The 24,115-nt window shown below is 52.0% G+C and carries 26 protein-coding genes and 1 tRNA gene; 15 read left to right on the top strand and 12 right to left on the bottom strand.

Annotation, left to right across the window (positions count from 1 at the left end):
• Positions 1-203 precede the first annotated feature (203 nt).
• The 3 genes from RJ38_RS07765 to RJ38_RS07755 are packed head-to-tail and all read left to right on the top strand — an operon-like array spanning position 204 to position 2,555.
• Positions 204-1,127: a hypothetical protein gene (locus tag RJ38_RS07765; RefSeq protein ID WP_156121805.1), complete on the top strand. Its 924-nt coding sequence runs from the start codon at positions 204-206 to the stop codon at positions 1,125-1,127.
• Positions 1,124-2,176: a DUF2169 family type VI secretion system accessory protein gene (locus RJ38_RS07760; RefSeq protein ID WP_156121804.1), complete on the top strand. Its 1,053-nt coding sequence runs from the start codon at positions 1,124-1,126 to the stop codon at positions 2,174-2,176. Before RJ38_RS07765 ends, RJ38_RS07760 begins: the two co-directional genes overlap by 4 nt.
• The gene (locus RJ38_RS07755; protein ID WP_082005670.1) at positions 2,154-2,555 is read left to right on the top strand and encodes a DUF4150 domain-containing protein; all 402 of its coding nucleotides are present in this window, start codon (positions 2,154-2,156) and stop codon (positions 2,553-2,555) included. Before RJ38_RS07760 ends, RJ38_RS07755 begins: the two co-directional genes overlap by 23 nt.
• Positions 2,556-2,944: 389 nt before the next feature.
• Here the strand turns inward: RJ38_RS07755 and RJ38_RS07750 are convergent, their stop codons facing one another.
• Positions 2,945-3,598 (bottom strand): hypothetical protein, encoded by a 654-nt coding sequence (locus tag RJ38_RS07750; RefSeq protein WP_156121803.1) that lies wholly within the window; start codon positions 3,596-3,598, stop codon positions 2,945-2,947.
• Between the two features lie 317 nt (positions 3,599-3,915).
• On the opposite strand from RJ38_RS07750, the gene RJ38_RS07745 reads away from it, so the two are divergent.
• Together RJ38_RS07745 and RJ38_RS07740 are read left to right on the top strand one after the other, a co-directional pair.
• Positions 3,916-4,146, top strand: a complete 231-nt coding sequence (locus RJ38_RS07745; protein ID WP_039018285.1) for a helix-turn-helix domain-containing protein — start codon at positions 3,916-3,918, stop codon at positions 4,144-4,146.
• A 69-nt stretch (positions 4,147-4,215) separates the two neighbouring features.
• Entirely contained in the window at positions 4,216-5,028 is an 813-nt protein-coding gene (locus RJ38_RS07740; RefSeq protein WP_039018284.1) for a hypothetical protein, read from the top strand.
• 159 nt (positions 5,029-5,187) lie between these two features.
• Here RJ38_RS07740 and RJ38_RS07735 read toward each other — a convergent pair.
• Positions 5,188-5,264: transfer RNA gene (locus RJ38_RS07735), tRNA-His, on the bottom strand.
• 167 nt (positions 5,265-5,431) lie between these two features.
• On the opposite strand from RJ38_RS07735, the gene RJ38_RS07730 reads away from it, so the two are divergent.
• Positions 5,432-5,623 (top strand): DUF6324 family protein, encoded by a 192-nt coding sequence (locus RJ38_RS07730; RefSeq protein ID WP_039018283.1) that lies wholly within the window; start codon positions 5,432-5,434, stop codon positions 5,621-5,623.
• Between the two features lie 149 nt (positions 5,624-5,772).
• Here RJ38_RS07730 and RJ38_RS07725 read toward each other — a convergent pair whose 3' ends face one another.
• Entirely contained in the window at positions 5,773-6,012 is a 240-nt protein-coding gene (locus RJ38_RS07725) for an Lrp/AsnC ligand binding domain-containing protein (protein ID WP_039018282.1), read from the bottom strand.
• A 129-nt stretch (positions 6,013-6,141) separates the two neighbouring features.
• On the opposite strand from RJ38_RS07725, the gene hisB reads away from it, so the two are divergent.
• Complete coding sequence (hisB, locus tag RJ38_RS07720; RefSeq protein WP_039018281.1) at positions 6,142-6,729, top strand: imidazoleglycerol-phosphate dehydratase HisB; 588 nt, start codon at positions 6,142-6,144, stop codon at positions 6,727-6,729.
• Positions 6,730-7,368 (top strand): imidazole glycerol phosphate synthase subunit HisH, encoded by a 639-nt coding sequence (gene hisH, locus RJ38_RS07715; RefSeq protein WP_039018280.1) that lies wholly within the window; start codon positions 6,730-6,732, stop codon positions 7,366-7,368.
• 101 nt (positions 7,369-7,469) lie between these two features.
• Here hisH and RJ38_RS07710 read toward each other — a convergent pair whose 3' ends face one another.
• Positions 7,470-7,862 (bottom strand): DUF2147 domain-containing protein, encoded by a 393-nt coding sequence (locus RJ38_RS07710; protein WP_039018279.1) that lies wholly within the window; start codon positions 7,860-7,862, stop codon positions 7,470-7,472.
• A 147-nt stretch (positions 7,863-8,009) separates the two neighbouring features.
• On the opposite strand from RJ38_RS07710, the gene hisA reads away from it, so the two are divergent.
• The 4 genes from hisA to RJ38_RS07690 all read left to right on the top strand — a co-directional run bounded on the left by hisA (position 8,010) and on the right by RJ38_RS07690 (position 11,597).
• Positions 8,010-8,732 carry a 1-(5-phosphoribosyl)-5-[(5-phosphoribosylamino)methylideneamino]imidazole-4-carboxamide isomerase gene (hisA, locus tag RJ38_RS07705; protein WP_039018310.1) on the top strand — a complete coding sequence of 241 codons (723 nt, stop codon included), beginning with the start codon at positions 8,010-8,012 and terminating at the stop codon, positions 8,730-8,732.
• Positions 8,733-9,081: 349 nt separating this feature from the next.
• The gene (locus RJ38_RS18090; protein ID WP_052245279.1) at positions 9,082-10,455 is read left to right on the top strand and encodes a Hint domain-containing protein; all 1,374 of its coding nucleotides are present in this window, start codon (positions 9,082-9,084) and stop codon (positions 10,453-10,455) included.
• Positions 10,456-10,514: 59 nt separating this feature from the next.
• Complete coding sequence (gene hisF, locus RJ38_RS07695) at positions 10,515-11,276, top strand: imidazole glycerol phosphate synthase subunit HisF (RefSeq protein WP_039018278.1); 762 nt, start codon at positions 10,515-10,517, stop codon at positions 11,274-11,276.
• 3 nt (positions 11,277-11,279) lie between these two features.
• Positions 11,280-11,597, top strand: a complete 318-nt coding sequence (locus RJ38_RS07690; protein ID WP_039018277.1) for a phosphoribosyl-ATP diphosphatase — start codon at positions 11,280-11,282, stop codon at positions 11,595-11,597.
• Here the strand turns inward: RJ38_RS07690 and RJ38_RS07685 are convergent.
• Positions 11,594-11,926, bottom strand: coding sequence for an ArsR/SmtB family transcription factor (locus RJ38_RS07685; RefSeq protein ID WP_039018276.1), 333 nt, complete (start codon positions 11,924-11,926; stop codon positions 11,594-11,596). The two genes, RJ38_RS07690 and RJ38_RS07685, sit on opposite strands and share 4 nt — an antisense overlap.
• Positions 11,927-12,060: 134 nt before the next feature.
• On the opposite strand from RJ38_RS07685, the gene msrB reads away from it, so the two are divergent.
• Entirely contained in the window at positions 12,061-12,513 is a 453-nt protein-coding gene (msrB, locus tag RJ38_RS07680; RefSeq protein ID WP_039018308.1) for a peptide-methionine (R)-S-oxide reductase MsrB, read from the top strand.
• Positions 12,510-13,016, top strand: coding sequence for a peptide-methionine (S)-S-oxide reductase MsrA (msrA, locus tag RJ38_RS07675; protein WP_039018275.1), 507 nt, complete (start codon positions 12,510-12,512; stop codon positions 13,014-13,016). The genes msrB and msrA overlap by 4 nt, the downstream gene beginning before the upstream one ends.
• A gap of 91 nt (positions 13,017-13,107) precedes the next feature.
• Here msrA and RJ38_RS07670 read toward each other — a convergent pair whose 3' ends face one another.
• From RJ38_RS07670 to RJ38_RS07640, 7 genes are all read right to left on the bottom strand, one after another.
• A complete protein-coding gene (locus RJ38_RS07670) occupies positions 13,108-13,599 on the bottom strand; it encodes a flavin reductase family protein (RefSeq protein ID WP_039018307.1) in 492 nt (163 codons plus the stop codon).
• A 69-nt stretch (positions 13,600-13,668) separates the two neighbouring features.
• Positions 13,669-15,075 (bottom strand): TRAP transporter large permease, encoded by a 1,407-nt coding sequence (locus tag RJ38_RS07665; protein WP_039018274.1) that lies wholly within the window; start codon positions 15,073-15,075, stop codon positions 13,669-13,671.
• 1 nt (position 15,076) lies between these two features.
• Positions 15,077-15,712 (bottom strand): TRAP transporter small permease subunit, encoded by a 636-nt coding sequence (locus RJ38_RS07660; protein ID WP_039018273.1) that lies wholly within the window; start codon positions 15,710-15,712, stop codon positions 15,077-15,079.
• A 57-nt stretch (positions 15,713-15,769) separates the two neighbouring features.
• Entirely contained in the window at positions 15,770-16,777 is a 1,008-nt protein-coding gene (locus tag RJ38_RS07655) for a C4-dicarboxylate TRAP transporter substrate-binding protein (RefSeq protein WP_039018272.1), read from the bottom strand.
• A gap of 233 nt (positions 16,778-17,010) precedes the next feature.
• A complete protein-coding gene (locus tag RJ38_RS07650; RefSeq protein WP_156121802.1) occupies positions 17,011-17,412 on the bottom strand; it encodes a hypothetical protein in 402 nt (133 codons plus the stop codon).
• Positions 17,413-17,417: 5 nt separating this feature from the next.
• A complete protein-coding gene (locus tag RJ38_RS18085; RefSeq protein ID WP_052245278.1) occupies positions 17,418-20,444 on the bottom strand; it encodes a methyl-accepting chemotaxis protein in 3,027 nt (1,008 codons plus the stop codon).
• Between the two features lie 399 nt (positions 20,445-20,843).
• A complete protein-coding gene (locus RJ38_RS07640; RefSeq protein WP_162183559.1) occupies positions 20,844-22,289 on the bottom strand; it encodes an MmgE/PrpD family protein in 1,446 nt (481 codons plus the stop codon).
• 39 nt (positions 22,290-22,328) lie between these two features.
• Here RJ38_RS07640 and RJ38_RS07635 point away from each other — a divergent pair, with 39 nt between their 5' ends.
• Positions 22,329-23,939, top strand: a complete 1,611-nt coding sequence (locus RJ38_RS07635) for a GMC family oxidoreductase (protein ID WP_039018270.1) — start codon at positions 22,329-22,331, stop codon at positions 23,937-23,939.
• Positions 23,940-24,115 lie beyond the last annotated feature (176 nt).

The following is a 24,115-nucleotide window of genomic DNA, read 5'->3' as shown; positions in this document are numbered from 1 at the left end:
GGTGATGAATATATCGATGGCTCCGAGATCACACACGGCACTTTGGTGTGGACACATCTTGACCCGGTCCCACGCGAAAGACCAACAGAGTGAAGCGCCTGATACCTCTCGCCGCCTTTATAATATTTGCATATTTCTATTGGATCGCACCTTCCCAAAAGGCAGCACAGGCCACTCAAGCAGAACAAGAACGGATCACAGCCATGACAGATCAAGTTGCGCAAACCTATGCAGATGCCCCTGACGCTGTTCGAGAAATTGCATTGGCCATTCGTGAGGGAACAGAACCGAATATCGAATTAATTCAGGGGTTGGGTGCCGACGTTTTGAGTCAATTATACCACAGCGAAACGCGGACTTTGTCTTATCTTCTGAATGACACGTTATGGTATGACAACGTCCCGATGGCTGTGGCAATGATAGAGGGTGGGGCAGCTGTCAATTATCATAACGGACAGATGATGTTTAACGCTTTGCGTATGCGCGAAGGCCCTTCACTGCGTCCTTTTGCGGATTACGGCCCAGGCATCCCGTTCTTGAAGCTTTATCTTGAGAATGGTGGCGACCCAAATGTGCCATATACAAGAGACAATACTTATTCAACGCCACTTGCACGGGCTCATGATAACTTAGCTGGAGTCTTATTATTGCTACAGCATGGTGCTGATGGTTGGCTTGAAGTTTTCAATTCAAGAGGGCACCACAACCGAAGTTATTTTGATATGATGGCGGTTAGTTCAGCAGGCGTGACGTTCGGAGAAATCATGTTCCGGATTGCGCACGCTGGATATTTTCAAGGATCCACGCAAGAACAAATCGATGTGGTTTTTGCCACATTGGAACGATACCTGAAGGAAATCGAAGGCAGTCGCAGTTCACGCGAACTGGGGCAGAAATGGCGGATTCAGGCAATTGTGGAGGCCATCTTAGAGACCACTAATCTCTCGCCCAGCCCTGAACTGGCGCGCCTCATGGCGGATCGTGCCCCAGATCGATATGGCAGCTGGTGGTTGCGCCCCGATCAGCTGATTACAGGTGATGAATATATCGATGGCTCCGAGATCACACACGGCACTTTGGTCTGGACGCACCTCGACCCAGTTCCACGCGAGAGGCCAACAGAGTGAAACTAACATCCTCCCTACTGTTTCCTCATATGACGTTCAAGCATTGGGCCCATGACGATACTGAGGCCGCCGTTTTGATTGTAAAAGGAACCTTTGGCATCAACGCGAATGGGACGCTTGGGATAACTAAGGATCAAACACCTATCGTTGAGATGGATGAATTCTGGGGTGAGGACAACATATCTTCATTGAAACTAGAGCAAGATATTGCGCCATCGAAACCCAAAACAGACTTCACGCTGAACGCTATTGCACGCGCACCAGAGGGTGTGGAACTACCTGAATGGTCGGTTTCGGTTGAGATTAAGGATAGAGTTTTTTATGATTTTTACGTTCGTGGACCCTCGGAATGGCGCAAACACGGAAAGGGTTGGAAGCTGACAGATCCTAAACCAGTGAGCGAAGTTCCCATTCGTTATGAGACGGCCTATGGCGGGTCGGCCCCAACCAATGAGGAACCTGAATTCTACGCATTCAATCCAGTAGGGACAGGCTTTGTAAACAAAACCCTCCTTGAGCTGGGTGAACCAATCGCAGCGCCCCAAATTGGAGATATATCTGAGTTTATGGCCGGTGATATACAAACAGATATGACCGTCTACGGGCTTGGCCCTATCGCTAAAGCTTGGCTTCCGCGCCGTTTGGAAGCCGGAACATTCGATGATGCCTGGAAAAATACGCGGCACCCGCGAATGCCTAAAGATTATTCTTTTGGGTTCTGGAACGCTGCGCCCAAACGCTTACAGATTGACCCAGTCTTAACCGGCGGGGAACGTATTATTCTTAAAGGGCTTCGCCATGACCCTGCACCATATGAATTTTCTTTACCGTCGGTCGAAATCGGAGCACATAAAGGTGATGCTCATGGCCCCAAGGCACGATTACAACTTACCGATGTTCAGGTTGATGTCAGCAGTTCTGCCCCTCTTGAGCACCGCGTACACCTGATCTGGCGCGGGTTGTTTGCCAATCCAGACGACATCGAAGTTCTACATATCGCCGCAAGCCTAACAGAAGAGATTACAGATGAGAAAATCAGCCATACGTGATAGCGGGAAAGGTGGCCAAATAGTTTGTCTATCCCCCGATGTTTGCCTGACACCGGTAGGCTCAAGTGCTGTGCCCATTCCCTATATGATTGTTTCAAAGCTCGATTGGGCAGATAAAACCATCAGTAATACGAGCTTTGGCGGTCAAAAGGCCTTCACCATGGCTAGCCGAACCAACAGGGTTACGGGAGATGAACCCGGCTCAAAGGGTGGTGTGAAATCCGGCGTGAACAAAGGGTGGTGCCGCCCGAAGTCAAATAAGACCAACTTTACTGTCAAAGGTCATGAAGTCATCCAGCATGACAATGTCTATGAAATGAATTGCAACGGAGCAGATGGCCCGAGCAATACATTGGGGAAAGTTAGGTTTGTGGAATAAATACCCTCCCAAAAATGCTCCTTTTGGGTGCCCAGACTGTTGCTCTTGAGACCGTGGGTGCTGACCGCATCTTTGCAGAGAAGATTTCATACTAAACTACTACTGACTGGCGTTGGCATGTGGTTAGTCCCCCCTATTGCCACCGGTTGGGCGCGCTCCAAAATCGACGATTTACTTTGGCGGCACTACAAGCCACGGTCAAAAATCACGGTGGGTTCACCGCGAAGAACAGTTAAGGTGCAGGCCGTGCCCCCTTCTACATCACGCGGGAATAATTTTTAACACGATGTCTCTGATTTCCCCCTGCTAATCCCACTGATGACAAAAGTACATTTTTGTCATCAGTGGCTAGGCCGAAGTGATTTATGCAGATAGCAACACAATGAGTGTCATTCGCTTGGAGCAGGCCTCAATCTTACTTCTCCATGGTCACATAAATATTTTTCATGCACGATATCAAAACCGCCTGCTGAAGCAAGGAAACCTGAGAGGAAGACGACTGGGACATTATGTTTGTACGCATAAGCTAGGGAGGTTGCGTGTCGCGAGCGGTTTTTGTGCGCTTGTGCCTCTAACGGTTCCGGAAAAAAAATCTGAAACCCAGCCCTGAAATATTCAGACGGTTCTCTCTCTCCCTCACTGTCTAATGGTTTTAACTTAATGCTTCCGGCCTCACCTGAATCCTTATCTAGGTCTCTGTTTAGTTCTTCGATTTTTTGTTGGCGTCCATGATCGAGACAACAGGCAACAAATCGGTACACCTCTTGTCGTTTGAGCTCTTCCTCCCGTTCAGCCTTAAGCCCTTCTATGATTTTCTTTTCTAACTGTTTTTTCTCAACAGGGTTCTTGAGTATGCTTAGCGGTCTTTGCTTCCGGCGGGCCCTCATATAGTACTTAAGCTCATCGGAGGCGAATAGGTCTGTCTCTTTTTCTATGCGTTTGAGAGCCTTTGCCCTGTAGCCAACAAAGTTTTTGTGGGGTTTGCTTGGTACCGGGAAGGTGTTCGTCCATATACTTTTTCCGTGCATTGTTGATCGGGCCATAGGCTTTTCCTTTTCGAGCGATTTGACTTGAAGATACGCTACTGAGCACCCCTCCATTGACGTAGGTCAATTTGCAGCACTTCACATCCCTCCGCAAGAGGAGATATCCACAAATGGAGAGTTTTGTGGATACAGCAACTTCTAGGTCACCTCCACGCATGGCACATCTCCGCACATGGAGGCTCACCCAGACTGAGGTGTTTAAGGCCTCTTTGGTACTCAAAACAACATAAAATCAGGGGTAGGCAGAAATCTCGAGCAGATTTGTAAACGCTGGAAAGTAACCAACGTCGGTTACGGTTCTAAGGAATATTTCCATGAAATCTACAACAACGCCCCCTCAAACCGACCACTCAAAGATCACGGAAAAAAGCTACCTGACGGAAGGCGAAGTCGCCCGCCGCCTTGGGATGAGTGAGAAGTGGATGCAGAAATGCCGGTACGAAGGCACAGGTATACCATTCTATAAAATGGGAGGCCGGATCCGCTACGCGATCAAAGATGTGCTGACCTGGGAAGCTGGTTGCCGCTTCGAACCAAGCGCGTGAGCCTGCCAAATTCGAGACAGGCCTCGGCATCATCCATTCATAATACGACTTCTAAATAAAGGACATTCTATGTCAAAATCCATCCGCCCGAAGGGCTCCGAAAAGAAGACAACCAAGTGCAAGAAACGGGATAAAGTTAAAGCTGCCCCTTGTAAGAGTATCAACCAGCCCCCCAACTCACCAATACAGGTACCAACAGAGCAAGTGAAAGGACTGGGTCGTATACTTTTAGGGAAATCCCACACCTTGCCCGACACAAAAAATGATGAGGGTACCGGCTACGATGCCAATGCTGCTGACAGCAAGAAAATGCATGCCCGATCCTGCAAGAAATATAAGAAGAAGATCGCATACAAAATTCTCAGGAGGCGTCTCGCCTCTTCCACAGACCTCTGTGACATTAACGCGCTTCTCGGCCTGGATGGCTATTTTTCGGGCAGCATGCCCTCATGCGACCTGAAGCTTCGCAAGGAAACTGGGAACTACCTGATAGATGAGCTTCAGGAGTTGCGCGAAAAACTGAAAGCTGATCACAAGCTGAAGGCCTATTTCATCACTTTTGTTGAGGACCGGTCCATGTTCAATGAGCGGGGCGGCACGGCTGAGGTCTTCAAGCATCGGCAGGCGGTTCAGGCCGCCATTGGTAATTACACCTCATTCAACGCGATTGGGGTGATCGAGAACCAGGCCATCATCAACTATCCCAGATATCAGAAGGGAAAGATGCTCTCAGTGCATTCCCACGTCATATGCTGGGGGCCCAAGAACGATGTTCCCAAACTCAAGAAAAGGGCCAAGCGGTTCAAATCCAGTATTCTACAATTAACTCATCGATTGAAAGCAATCCGAAACAAGAAGATCACAAATGAAGGTTTCGGATAAGAAACTATCTTCAGTCGCAGGCTGCATTGGATACAACCAAAGCACCATAGTTTACTATCGATTGCTATACAGGGTGGTTGCTATGTGGTTGCTAAAATATCGACAGAGCAACAGGGCCGAATTTAACATCGTTCAAGCAGTTGATATTTAAGAGAGAAATGGTACCACCTCCTGGTCTCGAACCAGGGACCTCCTGATCCACAATCAGGCGCTCTAACCAACTGAGCTAAGGCGGCACTGGGGGTGATTTAGCGGAGCCACACAGGGATTGCAATAGGGTGAATCCCGAAACCATACGCTTTTTTGAATGTTTTTTTGAATGTCTTTTTGACGGTGCCCCCGCTTGCCAATTCAGTCGCAGCCAGCTACCCCAGATCCAGCACATCAAAGGAGAAAATCCCCAATGGGTATCAACAAACAAAGTGATATTTCTGCAAACCTTCAGATCGGCCCAACATCAGAAGGCATGATCCGCATCTATATCGAAGGGGATGGGATTGATTTGCCAATGGATTTTGACCCAGAGGAAGCCCGCGAAATTTCTGAAGAGATCTTGGCCGCCATCGCCAGCGCAGAGCAACTCGCACAAAAATAAGCTTCGTTACACAAAACGAGAGGGCCGGATCCACGCCCGGCCCAATATGACACCCCCCATGACACGCATGTCGGCCCCGCCATCATTTGTGTGGCCACCGGGACGTTTTTCTTATCGCGGGTTATGGCACACCAAATGCATCAAAACGCTTAAAATGCCTTAAATGTCATGGTGGTCAGCGAGCGTTCGAGATCGGCCACATCCGCAAGGATACCGTTCACGAATTTTCCGGTGTCTTCCCCCTCAGGGATATAAAGCTTCATGATCATGTCATAATCGCCCGAGGTCGAATACAGCTCAGAATGCACTTCCTTTAGCATGATCTGTTCCGCCACTTTATACGTCGTACCCGGACGACAGCGCAGCTGCACAAAAACCAGATTAGTCATGGGTCTCTCCCGTTATATGTTGTCGGGAATTTCGCACAGATGCCGCAGGTCACACAATGGGCAATTGAGGTTATTGGAAAATCCGCCCCCGCCCCCTATAAGCAGGTGAGTTTATTCAAGAGGCCCGCCATGCGCATTGCAACCGTGACCCGCAAAACCAATGAAACCGACATTTCTGTTGAGGTGAACCTCGATGGCACTGGTGTCTATGACATGAATACGGGCGTGGGATTCTTCGACCATATGCTTGACCAATTGGCGCGTCATTCCTTGATCGACATCACCGTGCGCGCCACCGGGGATCTGCACATTGATGATCACCACACGGTGGAAGACGTGGGCATCGCGCTGGGTCAGGCCCTGACCCAAGCACTTGGTGATAAAAAGGGAATTCGTCGATATGGCGAATGTCACCTGCCAATGGATGACGCCCAAGTGCGTTGCGCGCTGGATCTGTCTGCGCGTCCATTTTTGGTGTGGAATATGGAAATTACCACCCAGAAGATTGCAACATTTGACACCGAACTTGTGCGTGAATTTTTCCAAGCCTTCGCGACACATGGCGGCATCACCTTGCACATCGATCAACTGCATGGCTTCAACAGCCACCACATCGTCGAGGCCGCTTTCAAAGCTGTGGCCCGCGCTTTGCGTTTCGCTGTTGAAAAGGATCCCCGCAAAGCGGATGCGATCCCGTCCACCAAAGGGGCCCTGTAAGTGTTAACCGCTATTATCGATTACGGGTCTGGCAATCTGCATTCCGCAGAAAAAGCCTTTCAACGCATGGCGCGCGAAACCGATGCGGGTGATGTCATCGTCACCTCAGACGCCGATATCATCGCACGTGCAGATCGTTTGGTTCTACCCGGTGACGGGGCTTTCCCCGCCTGTCGCAACGAGTTGGTCGATCACACCGCCATCTGCGAGGCCATGGAACACGCCGTCATCAAAGACGGACGCCCCTTTCTTGGTATTTGCGTTGGAATGCAGCTTATGGCCAGCCTGGGACGTGAATATGAAGACACGCCCGGCCTTGATTGGATCGCAGGCGAAGTGGTCCAAATCACCCCAAGCGACCCAAGCTTCAAAGTCCCGCATATGGGCTGGAATGATCTTGTGCTGCACCAAGATCACCCAGTGCTAGAAGGCATCAAAACCGGCGATCACGCATATTTCGTGCACAGTTTCCGCTTTGACGTAACCAATGGGTCGGATCAGCTTGCCCATGTGGATTACGGCGGTGACGTCACGGCCATCATTGCGCGCAACAACATGATTGGCATGCAATTCCACCCGGAAAAAAGCCAACACACGGGCCTGCGCATGATTGGGAACTTCCTGACCTGGAAGCCGTAAAGCACAATTCCATAATCAAAAAACGCGCCAATATTGATATGATATCAATACGGCGCGTTTCTCGTTTTCAATCGACATTTATTCCGATTCAGGACGTCAAATCAGTTCACACGGCTCCAGGTGCCGCCAGAACGACAAATTCCGAAAACACAGCCCTTCACGGTCAAACTATTGCCTGACAGCTCCATTTCGCCATTATAGGTTTTGTCGCGATCCGGGCTATAAACCTTGCCATTGTCATATTCACCGCCGCCGGTGTTCTCCATGTCCCAGACCATACGCTTTCCGATGTTGTCGGTCTCTAACTGCGTACCAGCACTGTCATAGGCCCGCACCAGCGTGCCACAGATCGCAGCCCCACAAGCGGAAATCTCAATATGTCCGTAATGACCATTGTCATCAGGGATCGTCTGCCACGTGCCGTGGATCGGATCAGCCAAAGCCCCCGACGCAAACCCCAATGTCATAATTCCAGCCCATACAATCTTCTTCACAACGTATCTCCCGTTTAAGTTTTCACCATGATGGCGGGACACACCCCACCCTGTCCAGCCTTACCTTAGGGGAAGATGCGACAGACCACCCTTTGCATCCAAGCAAACAACATGGCACAAGCCCCTGAATCACAGATGAGGCCCAAAATGATCCTATACCCCGCAATCGACCTCAAAGACGGCCGCGCCGTGCGCCTTGTACATGGCGACATGGACCAGGAAACCGTGTTTAACGAAAATCCCGCCGCACAGGCGATGGAATTTGTGAATGCGGGCTGTGAATGGCTACACCTTGTTGATTTAAACGGTGCTTTTGCCGGGGAACCTGTGAATGCAGCCCCCGTTGAAGAAATCCTGAAACAAACCAAAATCCCTGCTCAGCTTGGCGGCGGTATTCGTGATATGGCGACAATTGAAAGCTGGATCGACAAAGGGCTTGCCCGTGTCATTCTGGGCACCGTTGCCGTCGAAAACCCTGATCTTGTGCGTGAAGCCGCCCGTGAATTCCCCGGCAAAGTCGCCGTGGGCATCGATGCGCGCAATGGGCGTGTGGCGACAAAAGGTTGGGCCGAAGAAACCGACGTCATGGTCACCGATCTTGCAAAATCCTTTGAAGATGCCGGCGTTTGCGCGATCATCTACACCGATATCCTGCGCGATGGCGCGATGAAAGGCGTTAACGTAGAAGCCACAGCAGACCTCGCCCGTGCCGTTTCCATTCCGGTGATTGCCTCTGGTGGCGTCAGCTCGCTGGATGATCTACGCGCCCTCAAAGCCAGCGGTGCAAATTTGAACGGCGCCATTTCTGGCCGGGCACTCTATGATGGCGCAATCGATCTGTCCGAAGCCCTGCGCACCCTTAAGGCGTAACCACAATCGATTTCAAGAAAATCGGCCCCTTCGCTGTGTGAAGGGGCTGGAACCACGGCTTTCCGCAAAGGGTCATTCAAGCAAATTGCTGCCATATAATCTATTTCTTTGAGTTCCGAGCGGATTGCGGGCAATTGGGCATGCTCACCGAAGAAAAATAACCGTTTAATTTCAATTATTTATATTTTATTCGCAAATTGCGACGAATCGTTTCACTGCTGACTCTTGCATTCACACGTTAAGCAAGAGTAAATTTCGTCCATACTACAAGCGCAAAATTGCGCTATGTACAATTATAAGCCGCAGAAAGCGGCGCGAGCAGTTCAGTATATCGAGTACAGGTCAGTGCATGGCAATAGGTGAAGCAGGCAAACTAAATGCGAGTCAAGCGGTTGTAGACGCACCTATTCGGGTGGACTTCACCGAAGATTTGACCGATCCAATCATTGCGATCACCTCCAGCTCGGGGGGGAGTTCCCCCTTTTCCGTACGCATTGTTTCAACCGATGACACGGGTTTCAGTTTCATCATCGAAGAATGGGATTATTTAACGAACGCCACCCATGGCACTGAAACCTTTAACTGGATCGCCATTGAAAAAGGCACCCACACCCTGCCCGACGGCCGTACAATTACAGCGGGCGACACGCAGGCGGACGGGAATGGATCTACCGGCGTTAGTTTTGGCACCCCTCTGACCGGCACCCCAGTTGTTCTCACATCCGTCATGTCACACAACGATGGGACAACAGTAGACAGCGACCCGCTTAACATCACATCTTCTGGTTTCAATATCCGCCTTCAGGAGGAAGAAGTGCAAACCGGCACCCATGGCACAGAAACCATTGGTTGGATCGCAATTGAAACGGGAGGGGCGAATGTTGATGGGTCTGGCGTTTCAAAGCGGCAAGGTGGCGTCGACGAAAATGCCGATTTCGTTGGTCTGGGCACGACTTTCACCGACGGTGTTTATGTTGGGGACACTCAGACGATTAATGGCGGCGATACGGCCCGTTTGGTTATCACAGGCACCAATAGTAATGGTGTCAGTGTAAAAGTCGAAGAAGAAGGTTCCGACGACAATGAAACCAATCACACCAACGAAGTTGTCGGGGTGGTTGGCTTTAACTTGGGTATTATCCCCTGTTTCACGCCTGGCACCATGATCCGTACGTCTGGTGGGTTACGACGGGTCGAAAGCCTTAAGCGTGGTGATTTGGTGCTAACTGCGGACAATGGCTTTCAACCCATACGTTGGATATGCAACCGCCCTCTGGATGCAGCCCAGCTTTCGACCGCTCCCGAACACCGCCCTATTCTCATTCGCAAAAATGCACTCGGGCCGGGGCTTCCGTCACAAGACATGCATGTTTCGCCCCAACATCGCATGATGTTAACCGGATGGAAGGCCGAACTTATGTTTGCCGAACATGAGATCCTAGTGCCCGCCAAAGCGTTGATTAACGACAAGGATGTAATGGTGGACCGAAGCAAATCCGACATCACATATATCCATCTGTTGTTTGACCGCCATGAGGTGCTGTTTGCAAACGAGGCCCTCACAGAGAGTCTTCATGCGGGGCAGCTGTCCAAAGGGCTGATCCCAGAAGCCGCGCGCGCAGAATTGTTTGGGATTTTCCCCGAGTTGCGAAGCTACGAGAACGGGTATGGCCCCACCGCACGCAAAACGCCGCGCACGCGGGAACTTTACGCATTGCATTGAGCCTTCCCTTCTGGCCGCAAGCCGCCTAAAACGCTCACAACACTTTCTGGGGCGAACCTATGCTGAAAACCCGTATTATTCCTTGTCTTGATGTGGCTGAGGGCCGCGTTGTTAAAGGTGTGAACTTTGTCGATCTGGTGGATGCTGGCGACCCTGTCGAAAGCGCACGCGCATATGATGCTGCTGGCGCTGACGAAATCTGTTTTCTCGACATCAAAGCCACCGTCGACAATCGGGGTACAATGTTTGACGTTGCGCGCCGCACCGCCGAACAATGTTACGTGCCTTTGACGATTGGCGGCGGCGTTCGGACCTCCAAGGATGTGCGTGATCTTTTGCTGGCCGGTGCCGATAAGGTTTCGTTCAATTCCGCAGCGGTGGCCAACCCTGATGTCGTGTCAGAGGCCGCCAATCAGTTTGGCAGTCAGTGCATCGTCGTGGCCATTGACGCCAAGACCGTCGCCCCCGGCAAATGGGAGATCTTCACCCATGGCGGCCGCAAAGAAACAGGCATTGACGCCCTAGATTTCGCCAAAACCATGGTTGCCAAGGGCGCGGGTGAAATCCTGCTGACATCCATGGACCGTGACGGCACGCGTGCGGGTTTCAACCTGCCACTCACACGCGCGATTTCTGACGCAGTGAACGTTCCGGTCATTGCATCTGGTGGCGTCGGAACCTTGGATCATCTGGTCGAGGGCGTGACCGAGGGGGGTGCATCTGCCGTGCTGGCAGCATCGATCTTCCACTTTGGCGATTACACCATCCGCGAAGCCAAGGAACATATGGCAAGCGCGGGCATCCCAATGCGATTGGAATAAACAATGCACACGCTTTCTCGCCTGGCCGATACCATCGCCACCCGCGCAAATGCCGACCCTGACAGTTCCTGGACGGCCAAGCTTCTTGCAAAAGGCCCTGAAAAATGTGCCGAAAAATTCGGCGAGGAAGCGGTCGAAGCGATCATCGCATCCGTCAAAGGGGACACAACAAATCTCACGGCAGAAGCCGCTGACGTTTTGTATCACTTGCTGGTTATGCTGCAGGCATCCGGTGTGAAATTCGAAAGCGTCCTGGCGGAACTTGATCGCCGTGAAGGCGTATCCGGCATCGCCGAAAAAGCCGCACGCACGAAATCTTAATCGCCCAGATTAAGCTGGTTGATCAACGGTCGACATTGGTCGGCTTTCCCGCCACAACAGTCTTCCAACAGATAACCTAACATCCCGGCAACACCGTCAAAATCCGCGAAATAACGTACGTTGCGGCCATCACGGGCATTGCGGATCAATCCCGCACGCAGCAAAATCGACAGGTTCACCGAGGCGGTGTTTTGTTTTTGATCCAATGCGGTCGCGATCTCGCCCGACAACATGCCTTCCTTGCCAGCTTGCACGAGGCGGCGGAATACATCAAGACGACTTTCTTGACTGAGGGCCCCAAAGGCCGTGATAGCGAGTTTCTTGTCCATGTCTTATACTTAGTGTGCTCGCCCGGCCTTGTCATCGACCTCGCGGTGTTTTCACAAGAAAATCATCTACTGTAACTTTCATGGACAATCGCCCACGCCCTGCCCATATTCCCTTCAACATCGAAAGGAACGCTATGACACGTTACCACAAAGACCCCGACGCCATCGCACGCCTCAGCGCAGAGGAATTCCGCGTAACGCAACAAAGCGGCACCGAACGCCCCCACACCGGTGTGTTGAACAACAATAAGGCCGCGGGTCTTTATGTTGATATCGTTTCGGGGGAACCCTTGTTCACATCAATGGACAAATTTGATTCCGGTTGCGGCTGGCCCAGCTTTACCAAGCCAGTGGATGACGCCCATGTTTCTGAGCTTCACGACGCGACCCACGGCATGGTGCGCACTGAGGTGCGGTCGACCCATGGCGACAGCCACCTTGGCCACGTCTTTCCCGATGGCCCCGCCGCAGAAGGTGGTTTGAGGTATTGCATCAACTCCGCGTCTCTGCGATTTATTCCAGTGGCGGATTTGGACGCTGAAGGCTATGGCAAATACGCAGCTTTGTTTGAGGGAGAAAACACATGAGCTTCGAGCGCGCAGTCCTTGCTGGGGGATGTTTTTGGGGTATGGAAGACCTGATCCGTAAGATGGATGGCGTGATCTCCACGCGTGTTGGATACACCGGTGGTGATGTGCCGAACGCGACCTATAAAAACCACGGAACCCATGCTGAGGGGATTGAGATCACATTCGATCCCAACCGCACCACCTATCGTAAGTTGTTGGAATTCTTCTTTCAAATCCATGACCCAACCACAGTGAACAGGCAGGGCAATGATTTGGGCATGTCCTATCGTTCCGCGATTTATTATGTGGATGACGCCCAGAAAGCCTGTGCAATTGACACGATTGCCGATGTTGACGCCTCAGGCCTTTGGCCAGGCAAAGTGGTCACGCAGGTAGAAGCTGTAAGTGAATTTTGGCAAGCTGAACCCGAGCACCAAGATTACATTGAACGCAACCCAAGTGGCTATACCTGCCATTTTGTGCGCCCAGACTGGGAACTCCCCAAACGCAATGACGCCTAAGCTAAAATTTGGGGCTGACCCTGCATATGGGTCAAACATGGGGGCACCCCCCCCATTGCCCTTGCGATAGTTAGGAACCAAATCGAGATGTTCAGCCTGTGCTGAAATCCCCAAAGCCGCCGTTGCAGAAAATCAATGGCGCCTTATCAGATGTCATTGCGCGCAGCACTTTTCCCACTTGAATAAGATGATCGCCTGCTTCGTGGATCTGGCGCGTTTCACACTCAAAGCGCGCTGCACAATTGGCGATCAAAGGCACGTCCCCTTCGCCATCTGTGATCTCGATCCCAGAAAAAGCGCGACCATCCTTGGCAAAATCTTTGGCGATTTGCGCTTGTTCATCGCAAAGAACATGGATTGCAAAATGGCTGGCCGCCGTGAAGTGAGGCGTGCGTGCTGATGTTTTACCCGGGCACCACAGAACCAGCGGAGGATCAAGAGACACCGAGGTAAAACTGTTTGCAGTCATACCAATCGGCCCAGATGGCGTGTGGGTTGTGACGATGCAAACCCCCGTCGCAAAGCGCCCATAGGCGTCACGCAACTGACGGGTCGTCTCGGGTGTTGGGGTAAATGCAGTCATCTCGGCCATCCGTTTCCTACGCCCCCAATACGCGGCCTGCCCCCTAAGACGCAAGCCGCATTTTATGCGCTAGCCAACAGCTTGCATTGGCAACCACAGCACGATCATCGGGAAGGCCACCAAAAGCGCGATAGTGATTGCATCGGCGATAAAGAACGGCGTCACACCTTTGAACACGTCTTGGACTGTCAAATCGTCACGAACCCCGGCAACGACAAAACAGTTCAACCCAATTGGCGGAGTGATCAGGCAGAACTCGGCCATTTTGACGACCAAGATCCCGAACCAAATCGCACACATCGGACCAGACATGCCGAATGCGCTGTCGGCGGCGGATACAAATTCGCCCCCGTTCAACGCCATGACAGCGGGATAAACCACCGGCAATGTCAACAATAGCATCCCGATTGCATCCATGAACATGCCCAACACCGCATAGGCCAGCAGGATGAAGACCAAAGTCAACATGGGGGATTGTTCCAGCCCTGTGATCCAATCTGAAAACGCGCCAGGCAGATCGGCAAATCCAAGGAAACGCACGTAAATCAGCACACCCCAGATGATGGTAAAGATCATCACCGACAGCTTTGCCGTTTCCAACAGCGCGTCTTTCAACTGCGGCCAGCGCATCCCACGCCACAGCGCAATAAGGAACACAACAAAAGCCCCAATCGCACCACCTTCCGTCGGCGTACCCCAAGCATCGCCTCCGAATGGGTTGTAAACAAACAAAATAATCGTTGCGACCACGAATAAGATTGGCAAGGCCGCAGGCAGGCATTCAAAGCGTTGCTTCCAGGTGAACCCTTTCACCGGTGGGCCAAACCCTTTGATCGTCACGGCCATGCCAATGATCAATGCAGCGTAAACCAATGCAGAGAACACCCCAGGCAAAAAGCCCGCAAGAAGCAGTTTTCCCACATCCTGTTCAACAATAATCGCGTAGATCACAAGAATGGCAGAAGGCGGTATTAAGCTGGCCAAAGTACCGCCCGCCGCAACAACACCCGCCGCGAACTTCTTGTCATAGCCAATTTTCAACATCTCAGGGATGGCAATGCGTGCAAACACAGCAGCTGTCGCAACAGATGCACCAGACACGGCCGCAAAGCCTGCGGTCGCAAAAATCGTGGACACAGCCAAACCGCCAGGCACCCAAGCGATCCAACGTTTTGCAGCCTCAAATAAGGCCTGCGTCAGCCCCGCGTAATAGGCAAGATAGCCAATTAGAATGAAGGTCGGGATCAGGGAAAGCGCCTGGGTCGTGACCTTGGAATGCGGCACCTGACCTGCGGTTTTTGTCGCCACAGTCAAGGCCCAACCAAAATCGTCAATGCCGTAATTTTTCTTTGCCCAGAAGATCCAGATCAACCCGATCATCCCCGCAAGCCCTGCCGCAAACGCAACCCGCATTCCGAGGACAACCATCACAAGCATGATGCCCGATACAATCAGGCCAATGGTAATTGGTTCCATGTTATTCTTTGCCTCCGCCGCTGACATGCAGGGCTTCTTCTTGGGCCTGTTCAGCGGCGCTCTGGATCAGAGGCACCGCGACAGGGCTGGGGTCATTTCGTACAAAAGCGCAACCATAGCCCCACAGTTGCAAAACAAGTCGCGTACACAGCACCGAAAATGCCAGCGGTGCCATCAGTTTCGCAGGCCAAAGTGGGATGCCAATGTCAATCGAACTGTCGCGACTCCACAAAGGGGCAGCAAAATCAAAAGCTCGGGCAAAATGCGCCCAACTGCCCCACACCAGCAGGATCGTCAGGACAAGCATGGCAAAAACAGTGATCATTTCTGCCAACCAAAGTGCACGGCCCTTCAAGGCACCAATCACAATATCCATTCGGATATGCCCGCCATTTCGTTGGGTATAACTGACCCCCATGAAGGCAATCAGCGGCAACACCTGCTCGATCCAGTCAACATATCCCGGCAAAGGTCTGTTGATCGCCGATCGCCCTGTCACTGAAACGACGGCAAAAACCATCAGGGAAAACACAGCAAAACCGCTGACCAAAGCCAGGACGGTTTCTAATTTCAATAGTTTGACATCCAAACGGCTTAGTAAGGAATCATCTTCACGCACAGCGCTACTGCCAGCCATAGCGGCCCCCTCAGAAGAAAAGCCCCCTGGAAATATCCAAGGGGCTGATTGTATGATTTAGCGTTGCGCTGCAAGCGTGGTTTGCACGAGGTCATATAGCTCTTGTGCAGGAATACCCTGTGCTGACATATCCGCGATCCATTTTTCGCGAATTGGGTCAGCTGCAATTGCGCGGAATTGGGCAAGTTCGTCTTCGGATAAAGTCACGCGTTCCACGCCTTTTTCCTCCAAGATGCCATCCCAACGAGTCAGCAATTCACCATAGTTTTCAAGGTAATGCGCAATGGCTTCATCCACTGAACTGTCCAGAGCTTCGCGTTCTCCATCAGACAGCGCATCATAGGCATCCGTGTTGACCACAACCGGGCAATTCACGGTCCCAGGGTTGAGGTTCTCAGTCCACCAATCGGCAATATCAATCGTGCGGAAGGCCAAATGCGCGTGTTGGGCGAAGGCGACCGTGTCCACAACACCACTTTCCATGGCGTTATAGGCTTCGGTTGCGGTCACCGAAGTTGGCACGCCACCGACAGCTTCAAAGGCCTTACCAATCCCACCGGTTGCACGCACACGCATGCCGTCAAACTCGCCCAGTTCGTCACGCGCCTCGCCAGTGCCAACAAGATTATATTGCGGCATGGGTGACGTCATCAAAAGCTTGGCATTCCAACGCGCGAGATCCGCTTGCACCGCAGGGTGTTGGTACACCGCATGAGAGACCGCAACCTCTTCCGCGAGGTTATTCACGCCCAAGAATGGCAGTTCAAGCACCGTGATGGTTGGGTTTTTGTCACGGTGATAGCCCGCACAAAATTGCGCCATTTCAAAGGCCCCAATTGAAATCCCATCAAGGTTTTCGCGGTTCTTCGACAAACCGCCGTAGCTGATGTTCAACGTAAATTCGCCGTTGGTTTTTTCGCTGACCAATTCGGCCAGACGCTCAACATGCTCTGTAAACGCACGACGTTTGCCCCAAACCGACACATTCCATTCCGTCGCAACAGCTTCCCCAGCAAACGCCAATGACAAAGCGGCAATTGCGGTTTTACCTAAAAATTTCTGCATTCTTCTCTCCCAAGATGTGGCAGCCACTTATGTAGCTTGCTCAATTTTCTAATTCATCTTAGCGACAGTTTTTTGCTTTGGCTACGCTTTGTGTCATCCGAATTACTTGAGGCCTTCCTCCATCCCCAATGCCTGGTTTTCAGAAAACCCAGCCCTCACCTACCGTCAAATTGCACAGCTCATATGAAGACACCGTGCCAATTGAGAGCGCCCAAGATATAACGAAAACGGACCTACCAATCTGGTGCTAAATTGGTAGGATCTCTCTCACCCCGGCTCGGGGCCATATTCCATGCACATCGCGATCCGAATAGCCCCCGCTTCACACGACCTTGTGCCCAAATGTCCGACAACCAGACGTGCATTACCTTCGTTGACCTTCGCTCAGTTCCATCATGCAAACCATAACCTCGGTAAGGGACACGATTGACTTTACATGCCGCGTTCAGCGTTAACGTGGTCATGTCTCCGGCAGCACGTTGATCGAAAAATGTATCCGCTGCCAGCGCTGGATTCTCACGGGTGAAACCATCGGTAACTGTCGACATGTGGAAACGGTGCCTGTCGGTCAACACATCAAAGGCTAAGCCCAACAGCCAGATCCCATCGAAATCATAACAATTGATCGTGTTCATCATCCTTATCCTCGGGAACTGACAAACACACCTTCTTCGTCACGCGCAAACGCGTCCTGTGCCTCTCCATGCTCCTCCCCGACTTCAAACCAACCATCACCTAAATCTTCAATATGTGTATTTGGCCGTTCCGAAAAATCCTTCACGTCGTCATTGGATGGAACAGGGGCGTTCGAAACTTGTTCAATATGAGTTTCATTGACCGAGGGCTCTGCTTGCGCTCCTCCGCCTTCGAACTTTGAAACGATTGTTGATAACACTTGTGCCTCTTGCTTTAATGAATGGCTGGCCGCAGTTGTTTCCTCAAACATCGCCGCATTTTGCTGCGCGAATCCTTCGAGTTTGGTCACAGCGACGTTCACTTCTCCGATCCCTTGGGCCTGCTCTTTTGTGGAAGTGGCGATGTCTGTCACGTGATGGGCAACCTCAACAACTGATTTTGAAATTCCCTCAAGCGCGCTGCCGGCCCGAGCAACCAATTGCACCCCCTTCTTCACCTGATCCCCACTTTTTGTGATCAGTTCTTCGATTTGATGGGCCGCGTCAGATGAACGCTGTGCCAACGCACGCACTTCGGATGCGACGACCGCAAATCCACGACCTGCTTCCCCAGCACGGGCTGCTTCAACACCCGCGTTCAAAGCCAGCAAATTGGTTTGAAACGCGATACCTTCAATGACCGAAATGATCTGGGAAATCGCGTCGGATGAATTTTCGATCTCGCCCATTGCAAGCGACGCTTCGCTGACAACCTCGCCACTTTTCTCCGCTTCACTGCGCGCTTCGCGCACTTTAACGTCGGCTTGTTCCGCACCGCTGGCTGCAGATTGCACCGAGATCGTCATTTGTTCGATCGCCGCAGACGTTTGCAACAGCATCTCAACAGAGTGTTCCGTTCTGGTCGACAATTCACTGGCCGCATTCGCGATTTCGGTACTATCCCCGGAAATCGTGCCAACTGAGTTGGAAATCGTTCCGATGATCTCGCCCAAAGCTTCCGCGGTGCGATTGAAATCTATGCGCAACTGTTCATAGGCTTCTGGGAATTCTTGGGTGATTTTTGCCTGCAAGTCGCCACTGGCAAGCTTCGTCAGGCCTTCCGCCAGATTTGATACAAGTAGGTTTTGTTCCTCGCGTTGGCGACGGTCTTCTTGCGCAGCAGCTTCTTTTGCAGCTTCCTCGCGAGCTTGTTCTGCATCCCGGCGGTCTTGTTCTCTCTTTTCTCGCGCGAGGATTTCTTGACGTTCTGCGTCTTCTCGGGCGCGCTTCTCTTCTTCGGCTTGTTGTTCTTCTTTAAGCCGGCGCGCCTGTTCCAGCTTTTCTTCTTCTTGAAGGCGGTTTTTTTCAATTATGTTGTCACGGAATACACGTAGTGCCCGTGTCATATCCCCCACTTCGCCTGTGCTATACTTCAACTGATCGCTGGCGTGCAAATCGCCATTGGCAAGGCCAAGCGTCGCAGCACTGACCCGGCGCATGGGGCGAATAATGGTAAGCCACGTCAAAAATTGAATCGGAACAATTGCAACCACAGCCAAGAGCGCAATCAATTGCAAGTTATTTTGAGCGTGCAGCAAGCGGCTTCCAAGTTCCTGTTTCGCTTCATCAATTCGCGAAAGCGCGCGCGTCCCGCCAGCCTGGGTCAAAGCCGAAATTTCACCGACGTCTGTTGCGACTTGGAATGCTGCATTGGCTGCATCCATACGCCAAGACAACACCCCTTGACGTAATTTCGGCAGGCCCGTTTCAGGGTTCGCAACTTCCAGTATACCTTGTAAAACCGGTTTCATCTCTGCCGGTGCTTGGTTTGACAACCTCTGTAATGTTGAAACTGCCGAAGCCAATCGGGCAGAGGCATCAGCCAATTGTTCGGGTGTGTTTGCCACGGCAACCTCAAAGGCAATTCCAACCAATCCAGTGACTTGTGCGTCCAACATCGCGAGTTCGCGTATCGCGCTGACTTGATTGGACATAAGATCTTGTACCGCAGCTCTATTCTCGACGGCCGCTTCTTCAACGCGCGCATTTAGGTTTGCCATCGATACGCCAATGATGATGCGTAATGTTCGGTCGATTTCTTCACGGCTATCATAAATTGTATCACTTAGATCCAAACCAAACCCGGCCACAGCATTCAACTGCGTACCGAAAAGCGCGGCGAGACGCTTAAGTTCGGGCAATATGTCAGCGAGGGCTTCGGACTCTTCGGCTTCCACAAGATGTTTTTGCAAATTTGAAAGTGCGGTGAGACCCATTTCCTTCAACGCCACGGTCATACCTGAGGTTTCTACATCAGGTAAAGCAAGGACAACACCCGAAATCTGATTGACTTCGCCATCGATTTCCAAGCCCAAACGAATGTCCCGAAAGTCTTTTTCAACAATACCATGAAGCGTTTCATTCACCGTGTCACTTGTGCGTCGACCACCGACGACCACTTGGAAGTACACCACATCTGACGCAGAGCTAAGCATCGAAGACACCTCAGCACTTAGGGTCCGCAAGCGAGACACGGTCGCGTCGATTGCTTCCAGATTTGCGAATTCTTGCCTCCGGATCGTTGCGAGGCTCCCCAAACGTTGCAATGTCGCATCGAAACGTTCGCCAAGCGCGTCATCAACGCTGGGCGTGGCCAGATCACCTGAGACCAACGTATTTGCCGCAGAAATTGGGCCAACCTCTGAAGGGGACTGTGGCGCAGCCGTCTCGTGTATTTCATCGCTGTGGCTGTCTTTAAGTTCTGCTTGAATGCGATCAACTTCGAGAACCGCTTGATCTAGCAGATCTCGGTTCTCGGAAACAAGGAGGGCGCCGAGTGCATGTTGTAATGCGCTGGTTGTCGCGATCAGTTCGACGGAATGTTCCAATTCGGGCAATTCGGTTTCACTGAGCTGATCCAGCCGCGTGCTGACGTTTTCAGATGCAAAATACCCGATGGAGATCGAGGCCGCGATCAATGCCGCCATGGTCAACATCGCGGCCGCAACTTTCCCGCCAATACCAGTAATAAAGGTTTTAAATCCACTGCTCATATTCGGTTACCCCAGTTATATCTAGCAATTACCCCCTAAAATGAAGGGGCCCGGCTGCCCGTATTTCGGAGGAGCCTGCAATATGCAGTTCGGCCGGGATTACTAATTACAGGGGCATTCTTCACACAGCCTATTAAGCAAGCCTTTATAAACAGCAGAAAACACCCTGCGCCCAAACAACGCAGTGTCTAAAATTTTATCCATACCTGTTAAGTGACTGTAATTTCACAATATCGCAGCCGCGTTCAAATCTTGGCCTTCATAAAAAATCGCGAACAACATGACCAAACCACCGCTAAAAACCTCGGGTCCGTGCCATGAAATGCGACGTCTACAGCAAATCCAGGTGTTTCAGCCGCACCTCAAGTGTCACTGGCCTTCCGCAGCGCGGGGACCAGATCAGGCTGGGGCGCGCAGCTGTCGCAACACATCCCCCAAGGCCCCGCCCTGTTGCAAGTCAAAAACTGAGGTTCGTATCTTGCTTGCGCGATCATGTCCTAAAACAGGGTCTGCATAGCTGTGGAATTTTTCGATCAAGCCTGCGCGTGAAATCGGTGCAGATGCCTCGCCCGGAGCCTGCGATATGCCGCTGTCAAAGCTGCGCCCATCCTTAAGGTGTAAGACAACCCGCCCCAAACGATCCGCTGGAAAATTCGCATTGCAATGATCGCATTCTGACACATCGGTCACGCCAACAAGCCGCGCGATTTCCGCGTCATCAAACAACGCCCCCGTAATTTCTGAAGGGCCAACGCGCCCCAGCTTCAAGGCGCAGGCCACGGGATAACACAGAGAATACTGTGCCTCGGCGATGCCCTTGGGCATGCTGTGGGACAAGCGCGTTGAATTATGAAAGGCGTGAATTTCAATCCGTTCGATGTCCGCGCTTTGGATCTCATGTTCAGATCGCAACTTCAGCGCGGCACCGATGGGCGCATGGACCCAACGACAAATTGGGAAAAGCTTGATGTTCTGTTCCATCACCAACCAACGCGTTCCCAGATCATTCCAATGATGGGCGACCTCGCCAGCTTCGACGGTGATGGCCGGTGCCCCGAGAAACCCGCCCATGGCCATATCCGCAGAAACAACCCCCGTCATCGCCCCCCAGCCAGATCCGTCGTGCAGCATGGTTGGGTTGTCGATCTCGCGCATCATCTGGCTGCGCGGGCCGTGATATTCCGCAATCCCAATGGCTTGGCGTAACGTTTCGGGTGATCCACCCTTTAAACGCACCGACATGGCAGCACAGGCAATCGCAACCCACGCGCCGGATGTGTGATAATCGCAAGCAGTCTCGTGTAAGGAAACCGCTGCGCGACAGGCGACTTCATATCCGATCGCAAGCGTGGTCAGGAATTCATCACCAGCAAGATCTTCCATCTCATCGACTTCGGCCAACAAAGCACCGATTAAACCACAACCAGCATGCCCTTTCGATGGGGAGTACCCATCATGTGCGTCCAATGCGTCGATCTGCGTTGCGGTCGCCAGCGCCGCCCCCGCCACGCTGACCTTGCGTGCATCAAACAACATATGCGCGTTGCCCCCCGTCCCGGGACCATACATGCGCGCCGTGCTTTCACGGATGATACGTGACGCGGGCATGTCCACGGCCCCTGCCGCCACCGCGATCAAATCCAACAGATAATCTGCCGTGCGCGCACGCACGTGATCCGGTACGTCTTGAGGTTTGGTGTTTAGAACGAAATCGGTGAAGGCTGACATGTGGTTCTCTCCCTTGATATCATCAGCTTTTACCTCTGATGCGTCCCATTCTGTCAGATTGCCGACATTTACGGGCCTCTTTGCGCCGGAACGCGGCGGCACACTGGTCATTTGCATGCATGCGTTGCTATGAAATGACATCAAGGGAGAACGCATATGACCGTTTCACAGGGCACATACGATTATATCATTGCCGGCGCTGGCACGGCCGGATGTGTGCTGGCGAACCGCCTGTCCGAAAACCCAAAGACGCGTGTGTTGCTTTTGGAAGCGGGCGGGCGTGACAACTGGCATTGGATCCACATTCCTGTTGGCTATCTCTATTGCATGGACAATCCACGTACGGATTGGATGATGAAAACCGCGCCTGAAGCTGGCCTTAATGGACGTTCACTGAACTATCCGCGTGGTAAGGTTTTGGGGGGCTGCACCTCGATCAACGGTATGATCTATATGCGCGGTCAAGCTGCGGATTATGACACCTGGGCCCAAATGGGGAACCGTGGATGGGGCTGGGATGATGTCTTGCCCTATTTCAAAAAATCAGAGGATCACCACGCGGGCGGATCAGATCAACATGGTGCGGGCGGCGAATGGAAAGTCACGACCCAACGCCTTGAATGGGAGATCCTGAAGGCGTTTCAACAAGGCGCTTCTGAATTTGGGATCCACCCACGGGCGGATTTCAACGATGGCAACAACGAGGGATCCGGTTTCTTTGAGGTGAACCAAAGCGGTGGTCAACGGTGGTCCGCCGCAAAAGCATTTCTACGCCCTGCGGAAGCCCGCCCCAACCTTCGGGTGATCACCGCCGCCCACACGGAAACCATCACACTTGAGGGGCGACGGGCCACCGGCGTGACATGGCGCGAGAACGGGGTGGTGAAATCCGCGCGCGCAACAGGTGAAGTTCTGCTGGCCGCTGGTGCAATCAATTCGCCCAAGATATTGGAACTGTCTGGCATTGGCCGCCCTGATGTATTGCAAGATTTGGGCATTGACGTGAAGCACGAAAGCGCCGGTGTTGGCGAAAACCTTCAAGATCACCTGCAAATTCGCACCGTGTTCAAAGTGCATAACACCAAGACCTTAAACGAGAAATCAAACAGCATCCTTGGGAAAATCGCAATGGGCGCACAATATGCGTTGAAACGATCCGGGCCCCTTTCCATGGCACCCAGCCAATTTGGAATGTTCACAAAATCCGATGAAACCGTCGCCACGCCCGACCTTGAATATCATGTGCAGCCCCTGTCTTGTGACAAGCTCGGCGACCCGTTGCATCCCTTCCCGGCTATCACTGTCTCCGTCTGCAATCTGCGCCCAGAAAGTGTTGGGTCAACCCATGCGACCAACCAAGACCACATGAAGCACCCTTCGATCAAGCTGAACTATCTGTCAGCGCAACGTGATAAACATGTGGCTGTGAAGGCCGTTCAGCAAGCCCGGAAGATCATGGGTGCACAGGCCTTAGAAGCTTTCAACCCAGAAGAAATTCTGCCCGGGCCAAATATCGCATCTGATGCGGATCTCTTGCGGGAAGCGGGTAACCTGGCCACGACAATATTTCATCCGGTGGGTACCTGTAAGATGGGTCGCGACCCCATGGCCGTGGTGGATGAGCAACTGCGTGTTCATGGGATTGATGGCCTGCGAGTGGTGGATGCATCAGTTATGCCTAAGATCGTATCCGGAAACACGGCATCCCCGGTGATTATGATCGCAGAAAAAGCCGCTGATTTGATCAAGACGGCAGCCATTCAATAGATATCAGCTGCGGAGCATAGCGGTACATTCGAAAAATCAGTTTTCTAGTTTTCTAGTTTTCTAGTTTTCTAGTTTTCTAGTTTTCTAGTTTTCTAGTTTTCTAGTTTTCTAGTTTTCTAGTTTTCTAGTTTTCTAGTTTTCTAGTTTTCTAGTTTTCTAGTTTTCTAGTTTTCTAG

The sequence above is a fragment of the Halocynthiibacter namhaensis genome (assembly GCF_000812685.1).
Classification (GTDB): Bacteria; Pseudomonadota; Alphaproteobacteria; order Rhodobacterales; family Rhodobacteraceae; genus Halocynthiibacter; species Halocynthiibacter namhaensis.
This window is presented reverse-complemented; position numbering and strand designations above follow the sequence as displayed.